Below are 25,272 nucleotides of genomic sequence, written 5' to 3' on the forward strand. Positions count from 1 at the left end.
CGGTTTCCCCCATCGCAACACCTATGTGCGTGCCACCCTGAGAGGGCGTAGCATCAATGAGTTCGTCGAACGACATCCACCCGGTCGAAATCGAAGCCGAAGCCGACAACGGCGATTCGACCTCTACCTACATCTTCAACGTCAGCGACTACATGCTCTACGGGGAGGTGTGCACCGGCATCGCGCTGGCGCTCTCGGACGTGGTGGGCCGCCCGCCCGAGCGACTCACCCCGCTGAGTTCCGTCGTGGACTGCGACGCCCTGGGGATGCTCTTTCACACGCGACGCTACGGCGACCTCCGGGACGACGTGTCGGTGTCGTTCCCCTACGACGTCTACGAGGTCACGGTGCATTCGAGCGGCCGCGTCGTGGTGCGGGGATAAGTCGAAGGCGCTCGCGTCGCCCCGCGGGGCGACGCGAGCGCCAACAGTAATGCGCCCCGGGCCCGTACTCGGCCGACAAATGGGAGCGCTCACCGTCAGCGGCTATCGGAACGCCGCCGCGGTCGTCGCGGTCGCGGCCACGCTCGCCACCGCGTACCTCCTCTTTCCCCACCCGCTGGTCCGGTACGGCGCGTGGCTGGTCGCCTTCGCGGTGTGGATGGCGTGGTTCGTGGCCGCGGCCCGCGACTGGATCGCAGACGCCGACTTCTGAGTCTGCGCTGGCGACAGGACTACGTAACCGGGAAAGTTATGTCATACCATGGCAAACGTATTCGGTCGGTTCGACTGGCGACTCGTCGCACTGCTGGGAGTCGTCGTGGGTGCTGGCGCGGTCCAGACCCTCGCCGCCGCGGGGGCGGCCGACGGGGACGTGCAACTGCTCGTCATCGGGACGGCGGCCATCCTGATGTTCTCGGCGGTCGGAATCGCGTCGTATCTCCTCCGAGGGGGCGGGTGAGATGACTGGCCCGCCCACGACCCCACTTCGAAAATCCGACCACTTAAACGTCCCCACACCGTATTACGACCGTGAGTGAAGAATCCGGGCGACGGAACCTCCGCATGCCCAACGACGACGAGCAGTTCGCAATCGTCACCGAGATGTTAGGTAAGAACCGCGTCAGACTCCGATGCAACGACGGCGTAGAGCGAATGGGCCGAATTCCGGGCCGGATGCGAAAGCGCATCTGGATTCGGAAGGACGACATCGTGCTCTGCGAACCGTGGGACTGGCAGGACGAGAAGGCCGACATCGAGTGGCGCTACGACGGCTCCGCGCAGGACCAACTCCGGCGCGAGGGCCACATCAACGTCTGAACTGGCGATTTTCTCTGCGGTTATCGAGTGCAGTAGCAAGCTCGCCGTGCAGAAAATAGACTCGCCGGGACCGAGCGGACGCGGTTTGTTCGCGAGGGTCGGCGAGTCCACGACTGCCTGACCAAGCGAAGCGAGGGAAGGAAGGAGTGGACTCGCCGGGATTTGAACCCGGGGCCTCTCCCATGCCAAGGGAGTGATCTACCGCTGATCTACGAGCCCTCGAACGCATTCCAACGTAGTCCGGGGGTATTGATAAACCTCTCGGAATCCTGCGCGGCGCGGCACTTCACCCCACGACCCGAATAGCAATCATTTAACTACCTCGGGCCATTCCTCCTGAACACGGGAACAGCACAGCCGCAAATCTGACTCGCCGGGCGATTGCTCGGCTCGGGATTGCGGACGTGCACGCGTCAGACCGACGCACCGCACGCCTACACTCAAAGCGACAGCGGTCTGTGCAGTTCCAATCCAGAAACCATGGCACGAATGCACACCCGCCGTCGCGGGTCGTCCGACTCGGACAAACCCGTGGCAGACGAACCGCCGGAGTGGAGCGACGTAGACGAAGACGAGATTGTCGACCGCGTGGTCGAACTGGCCGAGCAGGGCCACAGCCCCAGCGAGATCGGCCTGAAGCTGCGCGACGAGGGCGTGAAGGGCACGCCCGTCCCGGACGTCAAGCTGGCGACGGGTAAGAAGGTCACCGAGATTCTGGAGGAGAACGACGCCGCGAGCGACCTCCCCGAGGACCTCCGGAGCCTGATGGAGCGGGCCGTCCGACTGCGCGAGCACATGGACGAGCACCCCCAGGACGCCGCCAACAAGCGCGCGCTCCAGAACACCCAGTCGAAGGTCCGGCGTCTCGTCGACTACTACCGCGGCGACGAACTCGACGCCGACTTCACGTACTCCTACGACACCGCCAAGGAACTCCTCGACTAGATGTCGACCTCGGGCCGAACCGGAACCGACGGGTCAGCCTCCGACGCCAGCGACGCGGCCGCGACGCTCCGCGATGCGGCGTTCGTCCGCGTGCTCGTGCGCGCCGACGGCGACTGCCTCGCGGCCGCTGGACTGCTCGCGCGCGCACTCGGCGGGCGCGGCGTCCCGTATCAGGTTCGCGTCGGTCGGTTCGGCGAGACGCTCGCCGACCCCGACGACGCGAACCGGGCCAGTTCCGAGGACACCACGGTCGGTATCGGTCTCGACCCCGGGGCCGACGCCCACCTGCCAGCCGCGGCCACCCCGGCGAGCGCGACCGCCTACGACGTCGCGCGGGAACTCGACGCCCGGCCCGACCCGACGCTCGCGCTCGCGGGCGTCCTCGCGGCCGACGGCGTTCCGAGCGCTGGCGAGACGGCTCACGTCCTCGAAGCGGCCCGCGAGCGCGGCGTCGAGCGCCGACCCGGCGTCGGCGTCCCGACCGACGACCTCGCCGACGGCCTCGCGCACGCGACGCTCGCGCACGCCGACTACTCCGGAGACGCCGGGGCCGCGCAGGCCGCGCTCGCGGAGCTCGGCCTGCCCGCCGAACTCGACGAGTCGGCCCACCGGCGGGTCGCCTCGGAGTTCGCGCTCGCGGTCACGGGCGGGCAAGCCGCGACCGCGCGGGCCGCCGACGCGGTCGAGCGCGCGCTCCGACCCCACACCGCGCCCGAGGGCCCCTTCGCCACGGTGGAGGGGTACGCCGACGTGCTGGACGCGGTCGCGCGCGAGCGACCCGGCACGGCGACCGCGCTGGCGCTGGGTCACGACGCCCGCGCCGACGCGCTCGACGCGTGGCGCGACCACGCCGAGCGCGCCCACGCGGTCCTCCGAGAGGGGACGACCGGCCGGTACGACGGCCTGTTCGCCCTTCGAACGGACTCTGCGCCCGTGGAGACCGTCGCCCGACTCCTCAGGGACTTCCGGTCGCCCGAACCGGTCGCGCTCGTCGTCGCCGACGAGGCGGCCGCCGCGGCCGCGACCGACGACCGGAGGATCGGCGCGGCGATGAGCGAAGCGGCCCGGAGCGTGGGCGGTCTCGGCGGCGGCCTCGCCGACCGCGGCTACGCCCGGTTCGACCCCGAGACGGACACCAAGGAGTTCCTCGCCGAGTTCCGGGAGGCCCGACGATGAAGCCGACCCGAACCGCGACGATTCGGACCGAACACGACGACGCCGAGATAGTGGCGGCGTCGGTTCGCCCCGACAACACGCCTCAGATCGACACGCGCGTCGAGCGCGAGTCGGGCGTCGAGCGGGTCGTCACGACCGTCGAGCGCGAGACCACCGGCGGCCTCCGGACCACGGTCGACGACTACGTCGTCAACCTCGCGGTGGCCCAGGAAGTCGTACAGACAGCCAAGCGACACGCAGACACGACAACACAATCATGAGCGAACGATCAGTTTCCAAGCAGAAACAGGAGAAGCGGTGGTACACCATCCACGCCCCCCAGCAGTTCGACCGGGCGGAGCTCGGTGGCACCCCCGCAGACGAACCGGAGAAGGTCCTCGGCCGCAACGTCGAGACCACGCTGGGCGAGCTGAAGGACGACGCCAGCGAGAACAACACCAAGCTCACGTTCAAGATCAACGACGTGGGTAGCGACGCGGCCTACACCGAGTTCATCAAGCACGAACTCACCCGCGACTACCTCCGCAGTCTGGTGCGCCGCGGTGCCTCGAAGGTCGAGGCCTACGTCACGGTCCTGACGACCGACGACTACCGCGTGCAGGTCCAGCCGGTCGCCTTCACCACGAAGGACGCCGACGCGAGTCAGGAGAAGGCCATCCGCGAGACGATGACCGAGATCGTCGAGGACGCCGCCGAGGACCGCACCTTCGAGGACCTCATCGACAGCGTGATCGAGGGTCGGATGTCCTCGGCCATCTACGGCGAGGCCAAGACCATCTACCCGCTCCGCAGAGTGGAAATCCAGAAGGCGACGCTCGAAGCCCGGCCCGAGGAGGTCGCCGCCGAGGAGGAGACCTCGGTGGACGTGGACGAAGAAGAAGTCGAAGTCTGAGACGCCTCTCGAATCGATTCTCGTTTTATCGGCCGTAATCGCGACGCCGCGAGCGTCGAGTCCCTACTCCGTCACCACGACGCGCCCGACCATCGCCGACGCCTCGTGGGGGATGCAGAAGTAGTCGTACTCGCCGGGCACCTCGAAGGTGTGTTCGTACTCTTCGCCGGATTCGATTTTGCCGCCGAAGTCGTCCATCCACGCGTCGCGGGCGGCCTGCTCGGAGTCGAAGTCGCCGGAGGCGAAGAAGTCGGCGTCGTCGGGAATCTCGCCCTCGTAGGCGGTGACGGTGTGACGGCGGTTGCCGGTGTTGCGCCAGACGACGGTCTCGCCCACCGCGACCTCGACCTCCTCGGGGCGGAAGAACGACGCGCCCATCCCGACGTCGTAGTCGTCTTCCTCCTCGTCGTCCCCTTCCTCCCCGTCGCTGTCTCCGTCGCTTCCGGACTCCAGACACCCCGCGAGCGCGACGAGCGTCGCCCCCGCGCCTCCCGCGAGGAACGTTCGGCGGTCCATGCCAGAGCCTCGGGACGCGGGGAGTATAGGCCTCACGAATCCGACCGCGAGCGCGCCGGACCGCTCCGCGGTCCGGCGCGCTCGCGGTCGGGGAGGTCGCCCGAAACGCCCGCTGGGCCTTCCACCGAAACGCCCGAGGGACCTTCCACCGAAACGCCCGCGGGACCTTCCACCGAAACGTCCGAGACGACCTTCCATCGAAACGACTCCCCGGGTCGGGGCGCACCGCGCCCCGACCCTGGCGTCCGATTATAAAAACGTATCAAGGGCGGTCACCCACCCCGAACGTATGCAACCCCGGTTCGTCGGACGGCTGGGTCTGGCCGACGCCGTCACCGTCGCCAACGCCGCGCTGGGCTTTCTCGCGGCGGTCGCGGCGACGCTCGACCCCGGACTCGCCGCGCGCCTCGTCCTGCTCGCGGCGGTCGCCGACGGCCTCGACGGGGTCATCGCGCGCAAGACCGGGGGCACGCCAGCGGGCGAGTACCTCGACTCGCTTGCCGACGTGGCGTCGTTCGGGGTCGCGCCCGCGGTGCTCGTGTTCGCCCTCGCGCGCGAGCAGTGGGGACTGGCCGACCCCACGCTCGCGACCGCGGCGGCGTTCTGCGTCCCCGCGGTGTTCGTCGCGATGGCGGTCGTCCGACTCGGCCTCTACACCGCCTACGACATCGGCGACGCCCACACGGAGGGGGTCCAGACCACCCTCTGTGCGACCCTGCTCGCGGCCGCGGTGCTCGCGGGCGTCGACGACGCCGCGGTCCTGCTCGGCGCGACCGCGGCGTTCGCGTACCTGATGGTGACCTGCGTGCCCTACCCCGACCTCTACGCCCGAGACGCGCTCGCGATGGGCGGGGTCCAGATGCTGGCCGTCCTCGCGCCCGCGGCGTTCGGTCGGGCGTTCCCCCGCCTCCTGCTCGGGGCCGCGCTGGCGTACCTCCTGCTCGCGCCCCGGTTCTACTGGCGGGACGCCGACGACCCCGACGCGAGGGGCCGAGTCGAGCGCCGCGACGTGGAAGGGAAACGCTCTTGAGGCGTACGGACCGACTTTCGGGCATATGAGCCGAGTCAGGAAAACGGGGTGGACCGCATGAGCGACGACGAGGAGGCACCCGAGGAGACCGAGGACGCCGAGGAGGAGACGGCCCTCGAAGAGAAGGTCACCGAGGAGACCGTCGAGGAGGAGCTGGACGCCGCCGAGGCCGACCTCGAATCCGCCGAGACCGAGACCGACCTCGACGCGGTCGAGGCCGAACTCGACAAAATCGAGGGGCTCATCGAGAGCGCCGACCTCCCCGAACCCGACGACGAGGACGAGGAGAGCGTGCGCGAGGCCTTCGAATCCCGGCTCGCCGACCTCCGCGACGACCTCGAAGAAGCCCGCGGCCCCTACGACGAGGACGTCATCGAGATCGTCGAGGACGCGGGCACCACCGTCGAGGAGACGCGCTGGACCGAGCGGGGCGTCGAGCAACTCCGCGAGGCGGTCGAGACCTTCGTCGCCGAGGTCGAGGCGGTCCTCGACACCGACCTCGGAGCCGACGTGGCCGGCGACACCGACGACCTCGTGAGCGCGCTCGAAGACGCCGCGGTCGCGGTCGGCGACGCCAGCCTCGACCCCGACGACGACGCCGAGACGGTCGAGACCCTGCTGGCGGCCGCTGAGGACCTGGAGGCGGGCGTCGAGGACGCCGAGGAGTGGGACGATCTGGAGACCCGCGAGCAGTTGCAGGCGCAGGGCTACTTCGACGTGCTCGACCACCGCAAGGACTACCCGCCCGAGTGGCACGCGCTCAAGATCTGGGAGAAGCGCGACCGGGCCGACATGGTCCTGCTGGCGCTCGACAGCCTCCAGTCGAACTTCATGGAGGAACACTGCCTCGACGCCCTCAAGCGGATGGGCAACCCCGAGTCGCTCGACGAGATGAAAGAGCGCGCCCAGCGCCGCGACGAGGACGCCATCGAGATCATCGGGAAGATCGGCGACGAGGACGGCCTCGACGCCGTCCTCGACTACGTGGACTCGGACCCCGGCCTCGCCAAGCCCGCCCTGAAGGCGGTCGGCGAAATCGGTAGCGAAGAGGCGACTCAGGACGTTGCGAACCGGCTCGCGGCCGACGACGCCTCGGTCCGGAGTCAGGCCGCCCGCGCGCTGGGTCTCATCGGCGACACCCGCGCCATCGAACCGCTCGCCGACGTGCTCGAAGACGACGAGGCCGACGAGGTCCGCGCGAGCGCGGCGTGGGCGCTCAACCAGATCGCCACGGAGCGCGCCCGCGAGACGGTCCGAGAGTACCGCGACGACCGGGCGTTCCTCGTCCAGACCGAGGCCGAGAAGGCGCTGTAAGGCGGTAACGGCTCGTTACGCCGGGTTACCCGACGAATAACAAAGACCCTCGTGTGCTTTTTTCGGCGTAGCGGGCCATGACACGCGTAACGACGCTTGGGTGCTGTCCGAACTGCGGTAGAGCGATCACCCGCGATTACCTCCTCATCGAGTACGAGTCCGACGGCTGCCCGGCCAAGTTCGCGGAGTGTCCCGACTGCCGAGACGTGGTCCACCCCTCCGCCGAGTAGCGTCGCCGGGTCAGCCGAGCAACGCCACGAGGAACTGAATCGCGAACGCGACCGCGAGCAGGAAGGCACCGACGCGTCCGGCCCACGAGTACTCGTCGGCGTCCTTGGGAGAGATATCGACGCTGTAATCGTTGTACTCGGTACTGTACTCGACGTAGCTCGGCATCTGGAAGAACTCGAAGAAGACGAGACTGGCTCCCAGCGCGCCGAGCGCGTAGCCCGCGAGTTCGAGCGCCAGCACGTATTCCATACTGACATCGGCGAACCTGCAACTCAAATATCCACCGGTCGGTGAAGGTTTAAGTCCGAGAACGGGACCACTTCGCGGCGTGCGCGCTTCGATACTCGTCGCCGTCCTGCTCGTCGGTACGGTGGTCGCGCTCGCCGGACCCGTCGCGGCCGCGGGAGCGACCGCTCCCGCGGCCGCGACCGGGCCCTCGACCGCCGCCGTCGGTCCCGGCGCTTCCGACGTTTCGGGCGATTCCGGCGCTTCCGACGTTTCCGCCCCGGAAATCGTCGCCGTCTACCCGAACCCCGCGACCCCGGAGGACGCCGGGGAGTTCGTCGTGGTCCGGGTCCCGCGCGAGACGAACGTCTCCGGGTGGGTCCTCGAAGACGACGAGACGGCCGCCCGACTCCCGAACGTCACCGTCTCGGGCGAAGTCGCGCTCTCGACCGACCCCGAGGTCGCCCGAAACCGGACCGAAAGGCGGGTCCTCGGCCTTTCGGGCCACCTGTCGCTGGCGAACGGCGGCGACACGGTTCGTCTCGTCCCCGACGACTCGACCGCCACGACAGGGACCGGCAACGTCACCTACCCGCGAGCGCCCGAGGGCGAGCGCTGGAACCGCACCGACGGCGAGTGGTCGTGGGAGCACCTCGGCGCGACCGACTTCGAAGTCGGTCGCGCCGGACCCGCAGACGCGCGGGCCTTCGTCCTCCCCGACTCGCCCGCGGTCCCGCTCGAAACCGTCCGGAGCGCCGACGAGCGACTCCTGCTCGCGGGCTACACGTTCACCTCCGAGCGGGTCGCCGACGCGCTCGACGCCGCGCGCGAGCGCGGCGTCGAGGTCCGGGTCCTCGTCGAGGGCGGCCCAGTCGGCGGACAGACCCGCAGGCAGGCGAGAGTCCTCGACGGACTCGCCGACCGAGGAATCGAGGTCCGGGTCGTCGACGGCCCGCTCGCGCGCTACGACTTCCACCACCCGAAGTACGCCGTCGCCGACGACCGCGCGCTCGTCCTCACCGAGAACTGGAAGCCCGCCGGAACCGGCGGCGCGGGAAGCAGGGGATGGGGCGTCGCCCTCGACAGCCCCGCGGCCGCAGACCACCTCGCCGACGTGTTCGCCGCCGACGCCGGGTGGCGCGATTCGGTCCCGTGGACCGAGTTCCGCGAGGACCGGCGCTTCGAGGAGGCCGACCCCGCGAACGGGTCGTACCCCGCGGAAATCCCTCCCGAGACCCTCCCGGTCGAATCGGCCGACGTACTGGTCGCGCCCGAGAACGCAGAGGACGGGATGGTCGGCCTGCTCGACTCGGCCGACGAGTCGATCCGCGTCCAGCAAGCGGGAATCGGCGGCCGGGACCAGCCCTTCCTGCGCGCGGCGCTCAGAGCGGCCGACCGGGGCGTCGAGGTTCGCGTCCTGCTGAGCGGCGCGTGGTACGTCGAGGAGGAGAACGCCGCGATGGTCGAGTGGCTGAACGAGCGCGCCGACGACGAGGACCTCCAGATAGAGGCCCGACTCGCCGACCCACGAGGTCGCTACGAGAAGGTCCACGCGAAGGGCGTGGTCGTGGACGGCGAGTCGGCCGTGGTCGGGAGCCTCAACTGGAACAACAACTCCGCGCGCCAGAACAGGGAGGTCGCGGTCGTCTTACACGGCGAAGAGGTCGCCGGATTCTACGCCGGGGCGTTCGACGCCGACTGGCAGGCCAGCGCCGACGGAGGCAAGAAGGTGCCGTTCGGGCTGCTCGTCGGGGTCGCGGTCGGCGCGCTCGCGGCGCTACTGCTGGCGAGGCGGGAGGTGCACTTCGAGCGGGAGGTGTGAGCTCAGTCGTCCTGCTCGTGGCCGACGACCGTGCTCTGCAACTCCTCGTCCAGTTCGGCGTCGGCCATCTTCTCGACCAGCGCGTCGAGGACCGCCTCGCGCATCCCCGGCACGAACTTGATGGAGCCGACGACGAGGTGGCCGCCGCCCGAGACGCCGCCGCCGACGACCTCCTCGTCGAGTTCCGATACCATCTCGGGGATGTCGAGCCGGACGCCGTCGCTCCGGAGGACCGCGAAGTCGGGCCCGTAGCCGATGGTGATGACGGGGTCGCCGGTCTCCCGGACCTTCCGGTCGTGTATCTCCCCGGTGGTCTTGCCCGGCGCGGGGTAGGTGAACCGGTGGGCGTGGTTCTCCACGTCGATTCGGTAGAGGTGGGCGTCGCTGTCGAGGCGCTCGTGTTCGACGTGGGGCATGGCGGCGTCGAGTTGCTTGTCGACGGCAACCTCGCTGCGCTCGGCGAGGAACTCCACGAGTTCGCGGTGGCGCTGCTCGCTGTCGGCCCCCACGTTCAGCACGTCGTTGATGAGGTTGCGCCCGTCGTCGTACTTGAGCCAGTGGGCCTCGTAGTCGAGGGCCTCGCCGATCTCCCGGAGGAACGACTCGGCGTAGCCCTCCGACTCGGCGAGTTCGACGTAGTCGGTCATCGCGTCGGCCTTCGAGCGGTCGCAGAGCCCGGCGACCGCCGGGACGTGGCGCAGCTCCTCGGTGATGTCGGGCCAGATCATCCGCGCCAGCTCGACGCACATCATCCCGGTCGTGATGCGGTAGTCCTCGTCGTGGAGGTAGGGGTTGACGTGGGCGTCGACGAAGGGTTCGACCGCGTCGGGGTCGGGGTGGTGGTGGTCCACGACCACGATGGGGATGTCGTAGTGGGCGAGGTTCTTGTACGCGGGCACGTCCTCGGCGGTGCTCCCGTTGTCGAGCATCAGCAACATCGGGAGCTTCTGGCCGTGGCGGGCCTGGTCTTCGAGCGCGAAGTTGAGGTCGCGGGTCACGTCCTCCATCTCGTAGAAGGGGGCCTTCGAGGGGAGGCGCTTGAACAGGTGGCGCTTGGCCTCGGGGTCCTGATGGGTCTCCTCGATGAAACGTTCGAGGGCGAGCTGGACCGGAATCGACGCGCACATCCCGTCGCCGTCGGCGTGGTGGCGCACCCGAATCGGCCTGCTTTCGAGGACGGTCCGGCGGAGTTGCGTGGCGACCTCTCGGAGGTCGGGGAACAGCTGGGACAGCGCGGGCCACTCGACGAGGGGTTCGACCTCGTGGGGTTCGGCGCGGGCTTCGAGCGCGGCCGCGAGTCGGCCCTCGACCTCGTCGGCCTCCTCGCCGGTCAGCACGTCGAGCTTCTCGACCTCGACTTGGAGGGCGTTGTCGCGCTCCTCGACCAGTCCGGTCACTCGGATCACGTCGTCTATCTCGACTTCGGGATACGCACGGACGCCAGCCTCCTCGAAGGCGGCACAGGGGATGACGCCGGTCTCGTCGCTCAGGTGGAAGATGGTCGGGCCGCCCGTCTGCTTGATCTGGACCACTTCGCCTTCGAGGTGAACGGTCTCGCCGACCGCGTCGGTGAGTTCGCCAGCGTCCGAGACGTCGTAGTCGTGACCGACTTCGACGGTCTCGTAGTCGTCGAGGTCGGCGGGCTCGAAGCTCAGGTCGCCGTTCTCGCGTATCTCGGTGAGTTCGACCACGAGTTCGTCGTCGACCTCGTAACTGCCGTCGTAGGTCGATTCGTGGGCGAGACCGGAGACCGAGTCGGAGAGGTCGACGAACACGCCGTAATCGACGACGCCGTTGACCGTCGCGCGGTAGTAGTTGTCGGGTTCGACGTCCGAGAGCGTGCAGTCCGGGTCGAGGTCGAAGACCACGGGTCGCTCCCCGGCGTCGGGGTCGGAAGACGGAGTCATTCTTGACCGGGACTTCGGCGTCGCCGTTTTTAACGCTTCGCAAGTGGTTCGAGACGGTCGCCGTAGCGCCCGCCTCGTTCGAAGCATCGTCCGCGAAAAGACGTCCCGGCGCACTCACACCGAGTGCGCCGTCGGATCGAACGTCTCGCCGGTCGGTGAACCGCCGTCGTCCACCATCGGTGAACGTCCGGCAGGAGCTACTGACGACCGCCGCACTCGGTGGTCCACTTGCAGTCGTAGAAGCCGCTGCGGTCTGCCTCGTGTCGGGTCACCGTCGTCGCGTTCAGCGACTGTCGACCCTGCGTGTTGTTCGCGTCGAGGTACGCGGAGAACTCGCCCGCGGGGCCCTTCTCGACGCCGCCGGTCTCGGGACCGAAGGTGGCGTCCTTGACGTAGACCTCGCCGGAGATACCGAACTCCGCACCGCCGTAGCCGACGGTCACGCCGACGCTCTTCTGGCGGCCGTTGAGGTCGCTCGTAGAGGAGGGCGAGATCTTCGTGACCTCCTCGTCGTTGCTCCGGATGTTGAGCCGGTTCCGGATGAACTGAAGGTGGGTCTCGTCGTGCCAGTAGTCGCTGTTGGTTTCGGTCTGGGACCAGTGCCAGTAGAAGTACCGGTACCGGCCTTGATCGTCCGTGTCGTTCGACTTGTACACCGACAGGAAGTGGTCGGTCGTCAGCAGAAGGCGTTCGGGAGTCCCGCCCTGAACCTTGTACTCCTGGTTCCAGCTCTTGAGGTAGTTCAGGTTCGTCGTGTTGTCCGGTCCGCTCCCCGAGACGCTCACCACGTCCTCGCCGAACTTTCCGGTCTCGGTATCGACCGGCCCCGCGAGGACGTTCTGGGCGGCCTCGTCGCCGTACTTCTCCGAGAGGCGCTGGACCTCCTTCTCGACCTGACTGCGACTGAGCGCGTTCTCGTCGGTCAGTCGCGTCGTCTTCGACGCCGCTCCGGCTTTCGTCTCGCTTTTGGTGTCGGACTGCGCGGCCTGTGCCGACCCAGCGACGCCGAGCAGGGTCGCCGACCCGACTATCGATTTGATCACGTTTCGCCGACTGGATGGGAGTTTGTCATTTCCCATGAAATTATACAACGAATTGACAGTGTTATATTTTTCTTCTAGAATATGATAAATTTAGTTTATTTAGTTTGTGATTATTATGGCTCCCGATTTTCCCGGCGCACCCGAGGGAGGCGGTATCGAAAACCGCCAGTAACGGTCGAGAACTCGAACGCAGCGGTCCACGTCGAGCGGGCGACTACTCCGGAGACGCGGTTCCGTCCCCGCCGTCCGTCTGCGTACCGCACCTCGAATAGAACCGTGCGGTGTCGATCACCGAATCGTCGCCGTCCGAGGCGGTGATGTCGAACACCGTCGCGTTCCCGGCGCGGAACGTAATCTTCTGCTCGCCCGGTTTCACGTTCGAGACGGTCCGAATCGTCTCGCCGTCCGAACTGACCGCTATCCGCGCTACGTCGCTCTGCTTGACTTCCAGTCGGAGTTCCAGTTCGTCGAAGTGGAGTATGTTGACGAACTCGAACGTCCCGTTCTCGGGACGCTCGGACACTCCGTTCCGGCAGCCTCGACCCTGTCCGTTCGTATCCATCGACTCTCCCTCCGAATCGGACCAATTCACCGCGAGGTACCCTCCGCCGACGACACATCCCGATAACCCCAACAGGACGGTTCTTCGTTTCATCACTTAAATGTAATATAATTATCCGGAGTGCAATAAGCTTGTGGCTGTTCGACCCCGCGGAGAGTCACGATTCGCCCGCGCAACGCAACCTTTAGAACGCGCCCGACCGGACGTTTCACCATGCGGTTGTTCCGGTCGAGCGAAATCCTCGGCATCGCCGAGGACGCCCTCCAGTTCGCGCTCGAAGCGTCGGCCGACGCCCACCCCCACGAGTACATGGGCTTCCTCCGCGGCGAGGACGCCCGGAGCCTCGGGCTCGACCGCGACGGGACCGTCATCACCGACGTGCTGGTCATCCCCGGCACCGATACCAACCCGGTGAGCGCGACCGTCAAGACCAGCCAAGTCCCCAACGACTTCAACTCGGTCGGGTCGGTCCACTCCCACCCGAACGGCGTGCTCCGGCCGAGCGACGCCGACCTCGCCACCTTCGGCCGCGGGAAGGTCCACATCATCATCGGCTACCCCTACGAGCGCGACGACTGGCAGGCCTTCGACCGCGAGGGCAAGCCCCGGAAGCTGGACGTACTGGACGTCTCGTTGCCCGAGGGCGAATCGTTCTTCGACTTCACGCAGGAGGACATCGACGCCGAGCTGGGCTACGACTTCGACGAGGACACCAGATGAATCCCGAAGGACACCAGACGACCCCGACAGGTCTCCAGACGAACCCCGCAGGACGCCAGACGAACCCCAGACGACACCACACGAACCACGAGGACCCAGAATGACCCACGTCATCGCACAGGGAACCTTCGACTTACTCCACCCCGGACACGTCCACTACCTCCGGGACGCGGCGGGGATGGGCGACCGCCTGACGGTCATCGTCGCCCGCCGGGAGAACGTCACGCACAAGGAGCCGCCGATCTTGCCCAACCGCCAGCGCCGGGACGTGGTGGCCGCGCTCGACGCGGTCGACGACGCCCGCGTGGGCCACCCCGAGGACATCTTCGCGCCCATCGAGGAACTCGACCCCGACGTCATCGCGCTGGGCTACGACCAGCACCACGACGAGGCCGCAATCGCCGAGGAGCTCGCCCGGCGCGGAATCGACTGCGAGGTCCGGCGCGCGAGCCCGCGCGACCCCGCCTACGAGGGCGAACTCCTCTCGACGGGCCGCATCATCGACCGGATTCTGGAAGAGCGAGGATAGCGCTAGCGGGCCGGAGGACGCTCGGTAGCCACGGCTCGGAAACCGAGCGCGTCGAAAACGAACCGCGACGAATCGACGGTTCTACAGGGAGTCCCAGGACTTCATCGCGCGGGGCCACGAGGTCAGTCCGGCGATCCAGCGCGCGGCGACCATCTTCTTGAGGAACTTCGCGGGGTACGAGCCGAAGGTCCGGACGGGCAGGGCGTCCACGTCGTGGGCGACCGCCTCCTCGCCGATGGAGACGAGCGTCCCCTTGTCGTCGTAGGTCCACGTTTCGAGGGGCTGGTCGTTGATGGCGCGGGCGATGTTCTGCCCGGCGACCTCGGCGGCCTGCCACGCGGCCTGCGCGGTCGGCGGCGCGGGGTCGTTGCCCTGGTCGATGATGGCCGAGTCGCCGATGGCGAACACCCGGTCGTCGCTCGTCCGGAAGTCCGACTCGCAGGTCACGCGGTTGTGCTCGTTGTCGAGGCCGCAGTCGGCCATGGCGTTCTGGCCCGTGATGCCGCCGGTCCAGACGAACACGTCGTAGTCCAGCGGGTCGCCCTCGTCGAAGTGGATGGTCGACTCGTCGGCCTCGGTGATGGGGTCGTCGGTCAGAATGTCGATGTCGGCGTCTTCGAGGCGCTTGCGGACCGCGCCCTGGAGTTCCGAGTCCTGACCCGGCATTATCTCGTCGAGCGCCTCGACGAGGTAGATGTCGATGGGCGCGCGGCGCTCGTCGCGGAGTTCCGCGACCTCGCCCGCGGTCTGGATGCCCGACAGCCCCGCGCCGCCGATGACCACTTTGGCGGGGTCGTTGCGGGTGGCCTCGGCGGCGGCCTCGGTGACCCGCTCGTGGATGTCGAGCGCGTCGTCGAGGCTCTTGAGCGTCAGCGCGTTCTCGGCCATGCCGGGGATGCCGTAGAAGGCGGTCTGGCTGCCGAGCGCGACCAGTAGGTAGTCGTACTCGACATCCTCGCCGCCGTCGAGTTCGACCGTCTGGCCCTCGGTGTCGACGCCCTCGACGGTCGCCTGCACGAACTCCGTGCTCGGGCTGGCGATGTCGCCGACCGGAATCGTGATGTCGGTCTCGACGCCCGGGTCGCGGATGGCCCGGTGGGCCTCGTGGAGAACGAGGTGGTAGTCGTCGTCGGACACCCACGTCAGTTCTGCGTCGGCGTGTTCGAGTTCTTCTTCGAGTCGCTGTATCGCGCCCGCACCGGCGTAGCCCGCGCCGAGTACGACGACCTTCTCAGTCATACGCGAAACTCCGGAGTCCTCCGATACAAAGGCTTTGAAAGCCCGAGGAGATTGATTGAGAATACCTATCACGGATTTGCGCACGTCGAAGAATCGAAGAAAACGGAGAGTACCGCAGAAGGACGTTCGACCTCCGGAAGCGTGGCGCTAGTGGGCCGTCTCCTCGGCGGGGGCCTCCATCGAGTCGATCTTCAGGATGAGGATGTTGCTGGTGTCGTCCTTGCCGTCGAGGGTGCCCTCGACGACCAGTTTCGAGAGGGGCGTCGGACCCACGCGGACGGTGTCGCCCTCGTGGAACTCCCGGACCGACCCGCGGAGGTGAATCTCGGCCCGGCAGAGTTCGGGGTGGTGGACGCTCGTGAAGTCGATCTCCTCGACGTTCGACTCCTCGACGGCCTCGCCGTTGTGGAACAGGGGGACCTCGGCGGCGCTGTCCATCTTCTGAACGTCGAGCGCTTCGAACGCGGTGGCGGTCGGCTTGTAGCCGCCCTTCGGGCCGGGGACGCCCTCGACCAACTGGAGGGCCTTCAGACTCTGCATCTGGTTGCGGATGGTGCCGGGGTTGCGGTCGACCTCGGCGGCGATGTCCTCGCCCTTGACCGCGTCCTCGGTCTCGCGATGGAGGTTGACGAGGGCGGTGAGTATCGTCTTCTGGCTCGGCGTCAGCTCGATGGCGGACATTGGCGAATTCTTGGTAATAGATGGCCTTAAATGCGGCGAACCGCCCGAAAATCCCGGGACGGTCGGAGTTCTTGCCGATTCGATTTAAGCGTCTCGGACTGGATTCGAACCGAACGTCCGGCGACGGAGCGACACCGATTTGACGCTGGGCCGGGAGGGTCCGGACATGCAAGGGAAACGCGTCCTCGTGACCGGCGGCGCGGGATTCATCGGATCGAACCTCGCGAACCACCTCGCGGCCGACAACGACGTGGTGGCGGTCGACGACTGCTACCTCGGGACGCCCGAGAACCTCGGCGACGCGGTCGAGTTCCGCGACGCGAGCGTGCTCGACGACGACCTCCCGACCGAGGGCGTCGATATACTGTTCCACCTCGCGGCGCTGTCGTCGTACCAGATGCACGAGGACGAGCCCGTCCGGGGCGCGCGGGTCAACGTCGAGGGGTTCGTCAACACCGTCGAGCAGGCCCGCGAGGACGGCTGTGACACCGTGGTCTACGCCTCGACCTCCTCGATATACGGCGACCGGACCGAGCCCTCGCCCGAGGACATGGACGTGGAGGCCCGGACGGGCTACGAGGCCTCGAAGCTCGCCCGCGAGCGCTACGGCGAGTACTTCTCGTACCACTACGACATGTCGATGGCGGGGATGCGATTCTTCAGCGTCTACGAGGGGTTCGGCGGTTCGGAGGAACACAAGGGCGAGTTCGCCAACCTCATCGCGCAGTTCGCCGACGACATCGCCAACGGCGAGCCGCCGGTCATCTACGGCGACGGCACCCAGACCCGCGACTTCACCCACGTCGACGACGTCGTCCGGGGGCTCGAACTCGCGGGCGACCACGAACTCGACGGCATCTACAACCTCGGCACCGGCGAGTCCTACAGCACCAACACGCTGGTCGAGCGCCTGAACGAGGAACTCGGGACCGACGTCGAACCCGAGTACGTCGAGAACCCCATCCCGGAGAAGGTGTACGTCCACGACACGATGGCCGATAGCTCGAAGATGAAAGAGGCGACCGGGTGGGAACCGGAGGTCAGCTTCGAGGAGGGGCTGGCGCGGGTCTGTTCGCAGTACGAGTAGCGTACGATTCGTTTCTCTTTCGTTCGGCTTCGGTTCCGTCTCGCGGTCTGCTTCGATTCCATTTGTCGGTCTGCTTCAATTCCATCTCTTCGAAAGTGGCGATTCCTCGCGCGTCACAACTGAGAGACCGCAACCACACGCCTCCCCAACCGACTGCGGTCCTCGGTCGCTTCGCTCCCTGCGGTCCTCATCCCTCACGCGGTTGGCGCGGCCCCAAACTGCGGGGCCGCGCCAGCACACGCCAAGGGGACTGTCCCACCGGCTGATTCTTCGTGGGACAGTCCACCGACCGACGACCGACGAGACGACCCACCGGGGGGGACTGAAAGGGGCCGCCCGCTCGCGGTCACGCGAGGGAAGCGAGTGTGACCTCGGGAGACGCGGTTTGTCTCCCGGCGTTTACGTGGTCGTCTCAGCGACCCCTATCCGAGCGAGCGAGGATATATCGCTGAGCGGCCTCCTCGTGAGCGAAGTCTGCGCGAGCGAAGCGAGCGCAGGCTCGTCGGAGCATGCTCCGACGGTGCGAACGAGGGCTCGGCAGAGCGGAGCTCTGCCGGTGGCGAGCGGGCGGGGGCTTTCTGGGCGGGCTCGTTCACGGACTCTGTTTTTCGTAGCGAGCGGGCGGGGGCTTTCTGGCTGTTCTCGATGTCGGTTTTTCCGGCGATTCATGACGACCGATGGATAGCGTTCGAGACAGAACCGTCCGAAGACGCGGCAACTGGGACTCCTCGAACCGAATGCAGGTGTTCTTTATCCCCACCGTCCGAAGCCTCACACATGAACCGACAGGTGCGGATAATCGGCGCGCCGATGGACCTGGGAGCGAACCGACGCGGCGTCGACATGGGACCCTCGGCCATCCGGTACGCGGGACTGGCCGACGAACTCCGGGCGGCGGGCGTCGACCCGACCGACGCGGGCGACCTGCTGGTGCCCCGCGCCGAGGAGCGCGACCCCGACGCAGAGCAACCCTCCGAGGGCTCGGCGAAGTTCCTGCGCGAGACCGCAGACGTGTGCACCCGTCTCGCCGACGAGGTCGCCGGAGCGCTCGACGCCGAGGCGTTCCCGCTGGTGCTGGGCGGCGACCACTCCATCGCCATCGGCACGATGCGCGGCGCGGGCCGGGACGCAGACCTCGGGGCGATCTGGTTCGACGCCCACGGCGACTTCAACACGCCCGCGACCTCGCCGAGCGGCAACGTCCACGGCATGCCGCTGGCGGCCGCGCTCGGCGTCGGCGACTTCGCCGACACCGAGTGGGCCAACGTCCCCACGCTCCGCGAGGAGAACGTCGCCATCGTGGGCCTCCGTAGCCTCGACGACACCGAGCGCGAGGAGGTCCTCGACAGCGACGTGACCGTCTACACCATGTCCGACATCGACGAGCGCGGGGTCGTCCCGGTCACCGAGGACGCCCTCGACGTTGCGACCGACGGCGTCGACGGCGTCCACGTCAGCCTCGACCTCGACTGGCTCGACCCCAAGGAAGCGCCCGGCGTCGGCACGCCCGTCCGGGGCGGGGTCACCTACCGGGAGGCCCACTCCGCGCTGGAGACGGTCGCCGAGCGCGACGAGGCCGAGGGCGTCCTCCGGTCGATGGAGGTCGTCGAGGTCAATCCGATTCTGGACGAACACAACGAGACCGCCGAGCTGGCGACTGAACTGGCCGCGAGCGCGGTCGGGAAAAGAATCCTCTGACTTCGACACCGCTATTGCTGTTGTCTCGGGTTGCAGTACAGTTCGATTCCAACGTCGGTGATGAATAGCGCGACCAAGACGGCCAGAGGTGCGAACATCCCCAGAACGAGTGTCCCGGCGAGCGCGCCGACGATTATCGGCGTGATTGCGGCGGCGAATTCTTTCCCACTCAATTCGAACACGCCGTCTAACGCACAGATTTCCTTCTTACAGGCCGCGGCGAGTCGTCGAAGCAGTTTTCGCCCGACTCGTCTGGTTTCTTCGTCGGGGTCGCTAAGGCTTCCGTGATCGAACACGGTTTCGTCGAGTTCCCGGTCCCCGTCAGCGATCTCCCTTGCGATACCGTAGTCCGTCTCCGTTTCCGTCGAGAGACCGAACTCCGAAGCGCGGTCGTCACGGAGAACTCGCGCTTCGGTCTTCACAATGTCGTACGGTTGCTGAAATTCCGGAGAACTCGGTGCGGGCATCTCCTCAAGTTCAGCGTTGATATCGTCGCTGAGTTCTGCAACGGCCGCCTCGAGTTGTTCCGTCTCTAGCTCTCGGGCCTGTTCGACTAGCGTCTCGATTCGATTCTCCGGAAGGTCGTTCGCTCGCTCGAATTCCCCCATCATTAGTTGACGGACCTACACGAGGTCCGGCTCTGGTACGACAACGACCGGCATAAGATTTGGGACCAGTATCGTTACAACGTTGGGGGTTCGGCGTCGTTCGACCCGAAGCGAGCGTCGAGGCCGTCCTCGACTTGTGCGAGTCCGACTCCTCACTCCTCGCTCTCGGCCGACTCCTCGGAGTCGTCGCCGCTGGAGTCCGGCAACACGTCGACGCTGGCGACGGTATCGTCGCCTTCGAGGTCCATCACCGTCACGCCCATCGTGTTCCGGCCAACCTCGGAGATGTCGGCCGCGCGGATGCGCATGATCTGGCCCGCGGCGCTCATGATGACGAGGTCGTCGTCCGGTCCCACGGCCTTGACCGAGGTGACCCCGCCGTTCCGGCCGTCGGTCTTGATGTCCACCAGTCCGTAGCCGTTGCGCGACTGGCGGCGGTACTCTTCGAGGGGCGTGCGCTTGCCGTAGCCGTTCTCGGTGACCGTCAGCAGGTCGCGGTCCTCCTCGTCGCCCGCGGCGACCATGCCGACCACCTCGTCGTCGCCGCGGAGTTCGACGCCGTGGACGCCCCGAGCGCTCCGGCCCATCTCGCGGGCTTCGGCCTCGTCGAACCGGATGGCCATCCCCCCGCAGGTCGCGAGCAGGAGGTCCTTGGTGCCGTCGGTCACCCGCACGTCCACGAGTTCGTCGCCGTCTTCGAGTTTGGCTGCGATGATGCCGGTCGAGAGGATGTTCTCGAACTCCGTGGCGGCGGTCCGCTTGACGTAGCCGTCGCGGGTCACCATGCTGATGCACTCGCCGTCCTCGAACTCGTCGGTGTTGACGACCGCGGTTATCTCCTCGCCGTCATCTAAGTCGAGGAGGTTGATGGCCGACTTGCCGCGGGCGGTCCGGGACATCTCCGGAATCTCGTAGGTCTTCAGGCGATAGACCTGCCCGTGGTTGGTGAAACACAGCAGGTAGTCGTGGGTGTTCGCGCGGAACACCTTCGACACCCGGTCGCCCTCCTTGATGTCACCGCCGATGATGCCCTTGCCGCCGCGGTTCTGGGCGTCGAACTGGGCGACGGGCATGCGCTTGACGTAGTCCTGCTCGGTGACGACGACGACCACGTCCTCCTCGGCGATGAGGTCCTCGCGGGTCACCTCGTCGGTGTCCTCGATGAACGACGTACGGCGCTCGTCGGCGTACTCCTCCTTGATTTCGAGGAGTTCCTCCTTGACGACCGAGAGGAGTTCGGACTCGTCTCCGAGGATGGTTTCGAGGCGCTCGATGCGCGCGTTGACCTCCTCGTACTCGTCTTCGATCTCGGCGGCCTCCAGCGAGGTGAGGCTCCCGAGCTGCATCCGGACGATGTGGTCGACCTGCTCCTCGGAGAAGTCGTACGCTTCCCGCAGTTCGGCCTTCGCCTCGTCGCGGTCCTCGGCGTCCTGGATGATGTCGACCACGTCGTCGGCGTTCTCTAAGGCCGTGAGCCGCCCTTCGAGGATGTGGGCGCGGTCCTCGGCCTCGTCGAGTTCGTACTGGCTGCGCCGCCGGACGACCTCCTTGCGGTGGTCGAGGTAGTGTTCCAGCGTCTCCTTGAGCGTGAGCACCTGCGGCTGGCCGTCGACCAGCGCGAGGTTGATGACGCCGAAGGTCTTCTCCAGATAGCTCTCCAGCAACTGGTTCTTGACGACCTCCGCCATCGCGTTCTGCTTGAGTTCGACCACGATGCGGATGCCGTCGCGGTCGGACTCGTCGCGCAGGTCCCGGATGCCCTCGATGGTGCCCTCGTTGACCGCGTCGGCGATCTTCTCGATCATCCGGGCCTTGTTGGTCTGGAACGGGAGTTCGGTGATGACGATGCGGTCGCTGCCGTTCTCGCGCTCCTCGACCTCGAACTCCGCGCGCACCCGGATGCGGCCCCGACCCGTCTTGTACGCGGCGTGGACCGCGTTCCGGCCGACGATGTTCGCGCCGGTCGGGAAGTCCGGACCCTTGACGTGGTCCATCAGGTCCTCGACGGTCGCGTCGGGGTTCTCGATGAGTTCGACCGTCGCGTCGATGACCTCCCCGAGGTTGTGCGGCGGGATGTTCGTGGACATGCCGACCGCGATGCCCGACGAGCCGTTCACGAGGAGGTTCGGGAACGCGGCGGGCAGGACCTCGGGCTCCTGAAGGCGGTCGTCGTAGTTCGACTGCCAGTCGACCGTGTCCATGTCGATGTCGGCCAGCAGCTCCTCGGCGATGGAGTCCATCCGCGCCTCGGTGTACCGCATGGCGGCGGGCGGGTCGCCGTCGACCGAGCCGAAGTTGCCCTGACCGTCGATGAGCGGATAGCGCATCGAGAAGTCCTGGGCCATCCGGGCCAGCGCGTCGTAGATGGACTGGTCGCCGTGGGGGTGGAAGTCGCCCATCGTGTCGCCCACGATGTTCGAGGACTTGCGGTGGCTCGCGCCGCTGGTGATGCCAGACCGGTGCATCGCGTAGAGGATGCGCCGGTGGACGGGCTTGAGCCCGTCGCGCACGTCGGGGAGCGCGCGGCCCGCGATGACGCTCATCGCGTAGTCGATGTAGCTCTGCTCCATCTCGTCTTCGACCCGGACGTTGCGCACTCGCTCGGCGACGTCGTCCGGGACGTCTGGTGTGTCCGTGCTCATATCAGATGTCGACCCAGTCTGCCTCGTTGGCGTGTTCCTTGATGAACTGCTTTCGCGGTTCGACGGCGTCGCCCATCAGCACCGAGAACATCTTGTCGGCCGCCGCGGCGTCCTCGATGGTGACCTGCTTCAGGATGCGGTTGTCGGGGTTCATCGTGGTCTCCCACAGCTGTTCGGGGTTCATCTCCCCGAGTCCCTTGAACCGCTGGACCTGCGAGGGGTTGCCGTCGCACTTCTCCTCGATGATGCGTTCTCGCTCCTCCTCGGTCATGGCGTCGTAGGTCTCGCCGCGGTAGCGGATGCGGTACAGCGGCGGCTGGGCCGCGTAGACGTACCCGGCCTCCAGCAGGGGCTTCATGTACCGGTAGAGGAGCGTGAGGTACAGCGTCCGGATGTGCGCGCCGTCCACGTCGGCGTCGGTCATGATGATGATCTTGTGGTAGCGCGCGTCCTCGATGTCGAACTCGTCGCCGATGCCGGTGCCCAGCGCGGTGATGAAGTGGCGGATCTTGTCGTTCTCCAGCACCCGGTCGAGGCGGTGTTTCTCGACGTTGAGCACCTTGCCGAACAGCGGCAGGATGGCCTGGAACTCCCGGTCGCGGGCCTGCTTGGCCGACCCGCCCGCGGAGTCGCCCTCCACGACGAACAGTTCGGCCTCGGTCGGGTCGCGGGTCTGGCAGTCGGCCAGTTTGCCGGGGAGCGCGGTCGATTCGAGCGCGCTCTTGCGGCGGGTCAGCTCCTCGGCCTTCTTGGCGGCCTTGCGGGCCTTCGCGGCCTCGACGGCCTTCGAGACGATGGCCTCGGCGGTGCCGGGGTTCTCCTCGAAGTAGGTCGCCAGCCCCTCGTGGACCGCCGACTCGACGATGCCACGGACCTCGCTGTTGCCGAGCTTGGTCTTGGTCTGGCCCTCGAACTGCGGGTCGGGGTGCTTGACCGAGATGACCGCGGTGAGTCCCTCGCGGACATCCTCGCCCTTGAGGTTCTCGTCGAGGTCACCGAGGAGGTCGTTGTCGTCGGCGTAGTCGTTCACGAACCGCGTGAGGGCGGTCTTGAACCCCGTGAGGTGGGTCCCGCCCTCGCGGGTGTTGATGTTGTTGGCGAACGCGTGTAGCGACCCCTGGAGTTCGTCGGTCGCCTGCATCGCCACCTCGACCTGAATGCCCTCGGCCTCGTCCTCGAAGTAGATGACCTCCCGGTGGAGCGGCGACTTCGTCTCGTTGAGGTACTCGACGAACTCCCGGATGCCGCCGTCGTACCTGAAGGTGTCGGACTCGCCGTCGCGCTCGTCGTCGAGCGTTATCTCGACCCCCGAGTTGAGGAAGGCGAGTTCGCGCAGGCGGCTTTCGAGCGTCGAGTAGGTGAACTCGGTGGTCTCGAATATCTCGCCGTCGGGCCAGAACCGGATGGTGGTGCCGGTCGCCTCCTCGTCGTCGAGGTCCCGGACCCGCTCCAGACCGGAGGCGGGTTCGCCCCGCTCGAACGACTGACGCCAGAGCGCGCCGTCGCGCTTGACCTCGGCTTCGAGTTCCGAGGCGAGCGCGTTGACGACGCTGACGCCGACGCCGTGGAGGCCGCCCGACACCTGGTAGGACTTGTTGTCGAACTTCCCGCCCGCGTGGAGGACGGTGAGGATGACCTCGACCGCGGGCTTGTCGTACTCGTCGTGGGTGTCCACGGGGATGCCCCGCCCGTCGTCGGTGATGCTGACCGACCCGTCCTCGCGGATGGTCACGTCAATCGAGTCACAGTAGCCAGCGAGTGCCTCGTCGATAGAATTGTCAACGACCTCGAACACGAGATGGTGTAACCCTCTCGCGTCGGTAGAGCCGATATACATCGCCGGGCGTTTCCGGACGGCCTGAAGACCTTCCAGGACCTGAATCTGCCCGGCCCCGTATTCGCTTTCTTGACTCATAAAACCTGATTCAGCATAGCAGTCCGGCACTGATAAATCCCTCGCACGCGCGCGCACGTTGCTCGGTAATCCCTCAGTTATCGAGGGTTATGGACGCGGTAATCACCGATTATCAGCCGAGTAAGAGATGTGTTCGGGCCGATCCCGCCCGGAGGATATCAGTCGCCTGTCGCTTGAAGCTGGTCGAGGTTGCCGACCTCCTGAATGTCGATGTCACCCGTGAGCTCGCGGTGGGGGTAGGGGATGTCGATTCCCGCCTCGTCGAACCGCTGCTTGACGCCCTTGACGTGCTCGGAGAGCGCCGACTTGAACTTCCCGCGTCCGGGGTCGTCTATCCAGATGCGCGATTCGAGTCCCACGTACGAGTCGCCGAGTTCCGTGGTCCGGACCGAGGGTTCGGGGTCGTCCAGAATCGCGGGGTTGCTCCGCGCGTCGTCGAGGATGATGTCGGCCGCCTCGTCGATGTCGTCGTCGTAGCCGATACCGAAGGTGAACTGGAGTCGGAGCCGGTCGTTCGCCATCGGGTTCGTGACGGGGTTGTTCGCGAGGTCGGAGTTGGGGACCGTGATGAGCTCGTTGTTGAACGTCTCGACCTTCGTGACCCGGAGGTCGATGTCCCGGACGACGCCGCTTTTGTCCTCCCACTCTATCCAGTCGCCGATCTCGAACGGCTTGTCCTTGAGGATGAACACGCCCGCGACGAAGTTGGCGACGATGTCCTGCGCGGCGAACCCCAGCGCCAGCGCGAGCGCGCCCCCCAACGTGGCGAACGCCGCGAGGAAGCTCCCGAACCCGGCCACCGTGAACGCGACCGCGACCGCGACGAAGAACGAGAGCGCCTGCACCGTCTTGGTCGCCAACTGTGCCACCGTCTCGTCGAATCCGCGGGCGTCCATCGACCGCCGGACGAGACCCACCAGCACGTACCGCCCGAGGACGTACACCACGACGAACGCGAGGACGAACGCGACGACGTCGGCGATGAGACCGCCGAACTGGTCTATCAGTTCGGCGGTCGTCATCGCCGACCAGTCGGTCTGTAACGGCAACATTTCCAGATACGTACGCATGGGGGTGGTAAAGAAATTGGGGTCGACCCACGATGTGGCGACGGGCCCGCCCTCGAACGGGCCGATATCGCCCGCGGCCCCGGATATTCTGTATATCCGTATCTGATTTATCACCGGGCGGTAGGTACCGGCGCTACCACTTTCACTTTCACCCCGCTTCA

The 25,272-nt window shown here is 66.9% G+C and carries 27 protein-coding genes and 1 tRNA gene; 16 read left to right on the top strand and 12 right to left on the bottom strand.

Translation table 11 applies throughout. From position 1 onward, the window contains the following. The first annotated feature begins 56 nt into the window (after window positions 1–56). The 4 genes from NGM10_RS03495 to eif1A all read left to right on the top strand — a co-directional run bounded on the left by NGM10_RS03495 (window position 57) and on the right by eif1A (window position 1,259). Window positions 57–383 (top strand): HalOD1 output domain-containing protein, encoded by a 327-nt coding sequence (locus NGM10_RS03495; RefSeq protein ID WP_253481854.1) that lies wholly within the window; start codon window positions 57–59, stop codon window positions 381–383. Between the two features lie 79 nt (window positions 384–462). Continuing rightward, the gene (locus tag NGM10_RS03500) at window positions 463–654 is read left to right on the top strand and encodes a hypothetical protein (RefSeq protein ID WP_253481856.1); all 192 of its coding nucleotides are present in this window, start codon (window positions 463–465) and stop codon (window positions 652–654) included. Between the two features lie 48 nt (window positions 655–702). Then, entirely contained in the window at window positions 703–900 is a 198-nt protein-coding gene (locus NGM10_RS03505) for a hypothetical protein (RefSeq protein WP_253481858.1), read from the top strand. A gap of 71 nt (window positions 901–971) precedes the next feature. Further along, the gene (gene eif1A / locus NGM10_RS03510) at window positions 972–1,259 is read left to right on the top strand and encodes a translation initiation factor eIF-1A (protein ID WP_135829043.1); all 288 of its coding nucleotides are present in this window, start codon (window positions 972–974) and stop codon (window positions 1,257–1,259) included. 147 nt (window positions 1,260–1,406) lie between these two features. Here the strand turns inward: eif1A and NGM10_RS03515 are convergent. After that, a tRNA-Ala gene (locus NGM10_RS03515) sits at window positions 1,407–1,478 on the bottom strand. Window positions 1,479–1,739: 261 nt separating this feature from the next. On the opposite strand from NGM10_RS03515, the gene NGM10_RS03520 reads away from it, so the two are divergent. From NGM10_RS03520 to NGM10_RS03535, 4 genes are read left to right on the top strand one after another with little or no spacing between them, the layout of a single operon-like run. Beyond that, window positions 1,740–2,204, top strand: coding sequence for a 30S ribosomal protein S15 (locus NGM10_RS03520; protein ID WP_253481860.1), 465 nt, complete (start codon window positions 1,740–1,742; stop codon window positions 2,202–2,204). Continuing rightward, window positions 2,205–3,380, top strand: coding sequence for an exonuclease RecJ (locus NGM10_RS03525; RefSeq protein ID WP_253481862.1), 1,176 nt, complete (start codon window positions 2,205–2,207; stop codon window positions 3,378–3,380). Beyond that, the gene (locus tag NGM10_RS03530) at window positions 3,377–3,640 is read left to right on the top strand and encodes a KEOPS complex subunit Pcc1 (protein ID WP_253481863.1); all 264 of its coding nucleotides are present in this window, start codon (window positions 3,377–3,379) and stop codon (window positions 3,638–3,640) included. Before NGM10_RS03525 ends, NGM10_RS03530 begins: the two co-directional genes overlap by 4 nt. Further along, entirely contained in the window at window positions 3,637–4,272 is a 636-nt protein-coding gene (locus tag NGM10_RS03535) for a 30S ribosomal protein S3ae (protein WP_253481865.1), read from the top strand. The genes NGM10_RS03530 and NGM10_RS03535 overlap by 4 nt, the downstream gene beginning before the upstream one ends. Window positions 4,273–4,335: 63 nt before the next feature. Here NGM10_RS03535 and NGM10_RS03540 read toward each other — a convergent pair whose 3' ends face one another. Continuing rightward, window positions 4,336–4,788, bottom strand: a complete 453-nt coding sequence (locus NGM10_RS03540) for a plastocyanin/azurin family copper-binding protein (protein WP_253481868.1) — start codon at window positions 4,786–4,788, stop codon at window positions 4,336–4,338. 289 nt (window positions 4,789–5,077) lie between these two features. On the opposite strand from NGM10_RS03540, the gene NGM10_RS03545 reads away from it, so the two are divergent. The 3 genes from NGM10_RS03545 to NGM10_RS03555 all read left to right on the top strand — a co-directional run bounded on the left by NGM10_RS03545 (window position 5,078) and on the right by NGM10_RS03555 (window position 7,362). Continuing rightward, on the top strand, window positions 5,078–5,818 hold the full coding sequence (locus tag NGM10_RS03545) for a protein sorting system archaetidylserine synthase (RefSeq protein ID WP_253481870.1): 741 nt from the start codon (window positions 5,078–5,080) through the stop codon (window positions 5,816–5,818). 57 nt (window positions 5,819–5,875) lie between these two features. Then, complete coding sequence (locus NGM10_RS03550; protein WP_253481872.1) at window positions 5,876–7,132, top strand: HEAT repeat domain-containing protein; 1,257 nt, start codon at window positions 5,876–5,878, stop codon at window positions 7,130–7,132. A gap of 77 nt (window positions 7,133–7,209) precedes the next feature. Next, the gene (locus tag NGM10_RS03555) at window positions 7,210–7,362 is read left to right on the top strand and encodes a DUF7837 family putative zinc-binding protein (protein ID WP_253481875.1); all 153 of its coding nucleotides are present in this window, start codon (window positions 7,210–7,212) and stop codon (window positions 7,360–7,362) included. 10 nt (window positions 7,363–7,372) lie between these two features. Here the strand turns inward: NGM10_RS03555 and NGM10_RS03560 are convergent, their stop codons facing one another. Further along, on the bottom strand, window positions 7,373–7,612 hold the full coding sequence (locus tag NGM10_RS03560; protein WP_253481876.1) for a hypothetical protein: 240 nt from the start codon (window positions 7,610–7,612) through the stop codon (window positions 7,373–7,375). A 79-nt stretch (window positions 7,613–7,691) separates the two neighbouring features. Here NGM10_RS03560 and NGM10_RS03565 point away from each other — a divergent pair, with 79 nt between their 5' ends. Then, entirely contained in the window at window positions 7,692–9,410 is a 1,719-nt protein-coding gene (locus NGM10_RS03565) for a phospholipase D-like domain-containing protein (RefSeq protein ID WP_253481878.1), read from the top strand. A 2-nt stretch (window positions 9,411–9,412) separates the two neighbouring features. On the opposite strand, the gene han is transcribed toward NGM10_RS03565, so the two are convergent. The 3 genes from han to NGM10_RS03580 form a co-directional block, all read right to left on the bottom strand. After that, a complete protein-coding gene (han, locus tag NGM10_RS03570; RefSeq protein WP_253481880.1) occupies window positions 9,413–11,317 on the bottom strand; it encodes a Hef-associated nuclease in 1,905 nt (634 codons plus the stop codon). Window positions 11,318–11,514: 197 nt separating this feature from the next. Beyond that, on the bottom strand, window positions 11,515–12,396 hold the full coding sequence (locus NGM10_RS03575; RefSeq protein WP_253481881.1) for a hypothetical protein: 882 nt from the start codon (window positions 12,394–12,396) through the stop codon (window positions 11,515–11,517). Window positions 12,397–12,574: 178 nt separating this feature from the next. Then, on the bottom strand, window positions 12,575–12,883 hold the full coding sequence (locus NGM10_RS03580; RefSeq protein WP_253481883.1) for a hypothetical protein: 309 nt from the start codon (window positions 12,881–12,883) through the stop codon (window positions 12,575–12,577). 252 nt (window positions 12,884–13,135) lie between these two features. Here NGM10_RS03580 and NGM10_RS03585 point away from each other — a divergent pair, with 252 nt between their 5' ends. Then, complete coding sequence (locus tag NGM10_RS03585) at window positions 13,136–13,642, top strand: Mov34/MPN/PAD-1 family protein (protein ID WP_253481885.1); 507 nt, start codon at window positions 13,136–13,138, stop codon at window positions 13,640–13,642. A 100-nt stretch (window positions 13,643–13,742) separates the two neighbouring features. Then, window positions 13,743–14,171: an FAD synthase family protein gene (locus NGM10_RS03590; RefSeq protein WP_253481887.1), complete on the top strand. Its 429-nt coding sequence runs from the start codon at window positions 13,743–13,745 to the stop codon at window positions 14,169–14,171. 81 nt (window positions 14,172–14,252) lie between these two features. Here the strand turns inward: NGM10_RS03590 and NGM10_RS03595 are convergent, their stop codons facing one another. Continuing rightward, complete coding sequence (locus tag NGM10_RS03595) at window positions 14,253–15,410, bottom strand: NAD(P)/FAD-dependent oxidoreductase (protein ID WP_253481888.1); 1,158 nt, start codon at window positions 15,408–15,410, stop codon at window positions 14,253–14,255. A 147-nt stretch (window positions 15,411–15,557) separates the two neighbouring features. Continuing rightward, a complete protein-coding gene (locus NGM10_RS03600) occupies window positions 15,558–16,091 on the bottom strand; it encodes an Rrf2 family transcriptional regulator (RefSeq protein ID WP_253481890.1) in 534 nt (177 codons plus the stop codon). A gap of 166 nt (window positions 16,092–16,257) precedes the next feature. Between NGM10_RS03600 and NGM10_RS03605 the strand changes: the two genes are divergently transcribed. Both NGM10_RS03605 and rocF read left to right on the top strand, forming a co-directional pair. Further along, window positions 16,258–17,178 carry an NAD-dependent epimerase/dehydratase family protein gene (locus NGM10_RS03605; RefSeq protein WP_253481892.1) on the top strand — a complete coding sequence of 307 codons (921 nt, stop codon included), beginning with the start codon at window positions 16,258–16,260 and terminating at the stop codon, window positions 17,176–17,178. A gap of 777 nt (window positions 17,179–17,955) precedes the next feature. Next, window positions 17,956–18,876, top strand: a complete 921-nt coding sequence (gene rocF / locus NGM10_RS03610; protein WP_253481894.1) for an arginase — start codon at window positions 17,956–17,958, stop codon at window positions 18,874–18,876. A gap of 11 nt (window positions 18,877–18,887) precedes the next feature. On the opposite strand, the gene NGM10_RS03615 is transcribed toward rocF, so the two are convergent. The 4 genes from NGM10_RS03615 to NGM10_RS03630 all read right to left on the bottom strand — a co-directional run bounded on the left by NGM10_RS03615 (window position 18,888) and on the right by NGM10_RS03630 (window position 25,093). Beyond that, complete coding sequence (locus tag NGM10_RS03615; RefSeq protein WP_253481896.1) at window positions 18,888–19,487, bottom strand: hypothetical protein; 600 nt, start codon at window positions 19,485–19,487, stop codon at window positions 18,888–18,890. Between the two features lie 149 nt (window positions 19,488–19,636). Beyond that, window positions 19,637–22,126: a DNA gyrase subunit A gene (gene gyrA, locus NGM10_RS03620; protein ID WP_253481898.1), complete on the bottom strand. Its 2,490-nt coding sequence runs from the start codon at window positions 22,124–22,126 to the stop codon at window positions 19,637–19,639. Between the two features lies 1 nt (window position 22,127). Further along, on the bottom strand, window positions 22,128–24,041 hold the full coding sequence (gene gyrB, locus NGM10_RS03625) for a DNA topoisomerase (ATP-hydrolyzing) subunit B (protein ID WP_253481900.1): 1,914 nt from the start codon (window positions 24,039–24,041) through the stop codon (window positions 22,128–22,130). A gap of 158 nt (window positions 24,042–24,199) precedes the next feature. After that, the gene (locus NGM10_RS03630; protein WP_253481902.1) at window positions 24,200–25,093 is read right to left on the bottom strand and encodes a mechanosensitive ion channel family protein; all 894 of its coding nucleotides are present in this window, start codon (window positions 25,091–25,093) and stop codon (window positions 24,200–24,202) included. Between the last annotated feature and the right edge of the window lie 179 nt (window positions 25,094–25,272).

It is taken from the genome of Halorussus salilacus (assembly GCF_024138125.1).
GTDB classification, from domain to species: Archaea; Halobacteriota; Halobacteria; order Halobacteriales; family Haladaptataceae; genus Halorussus; species Halorussus salilacus.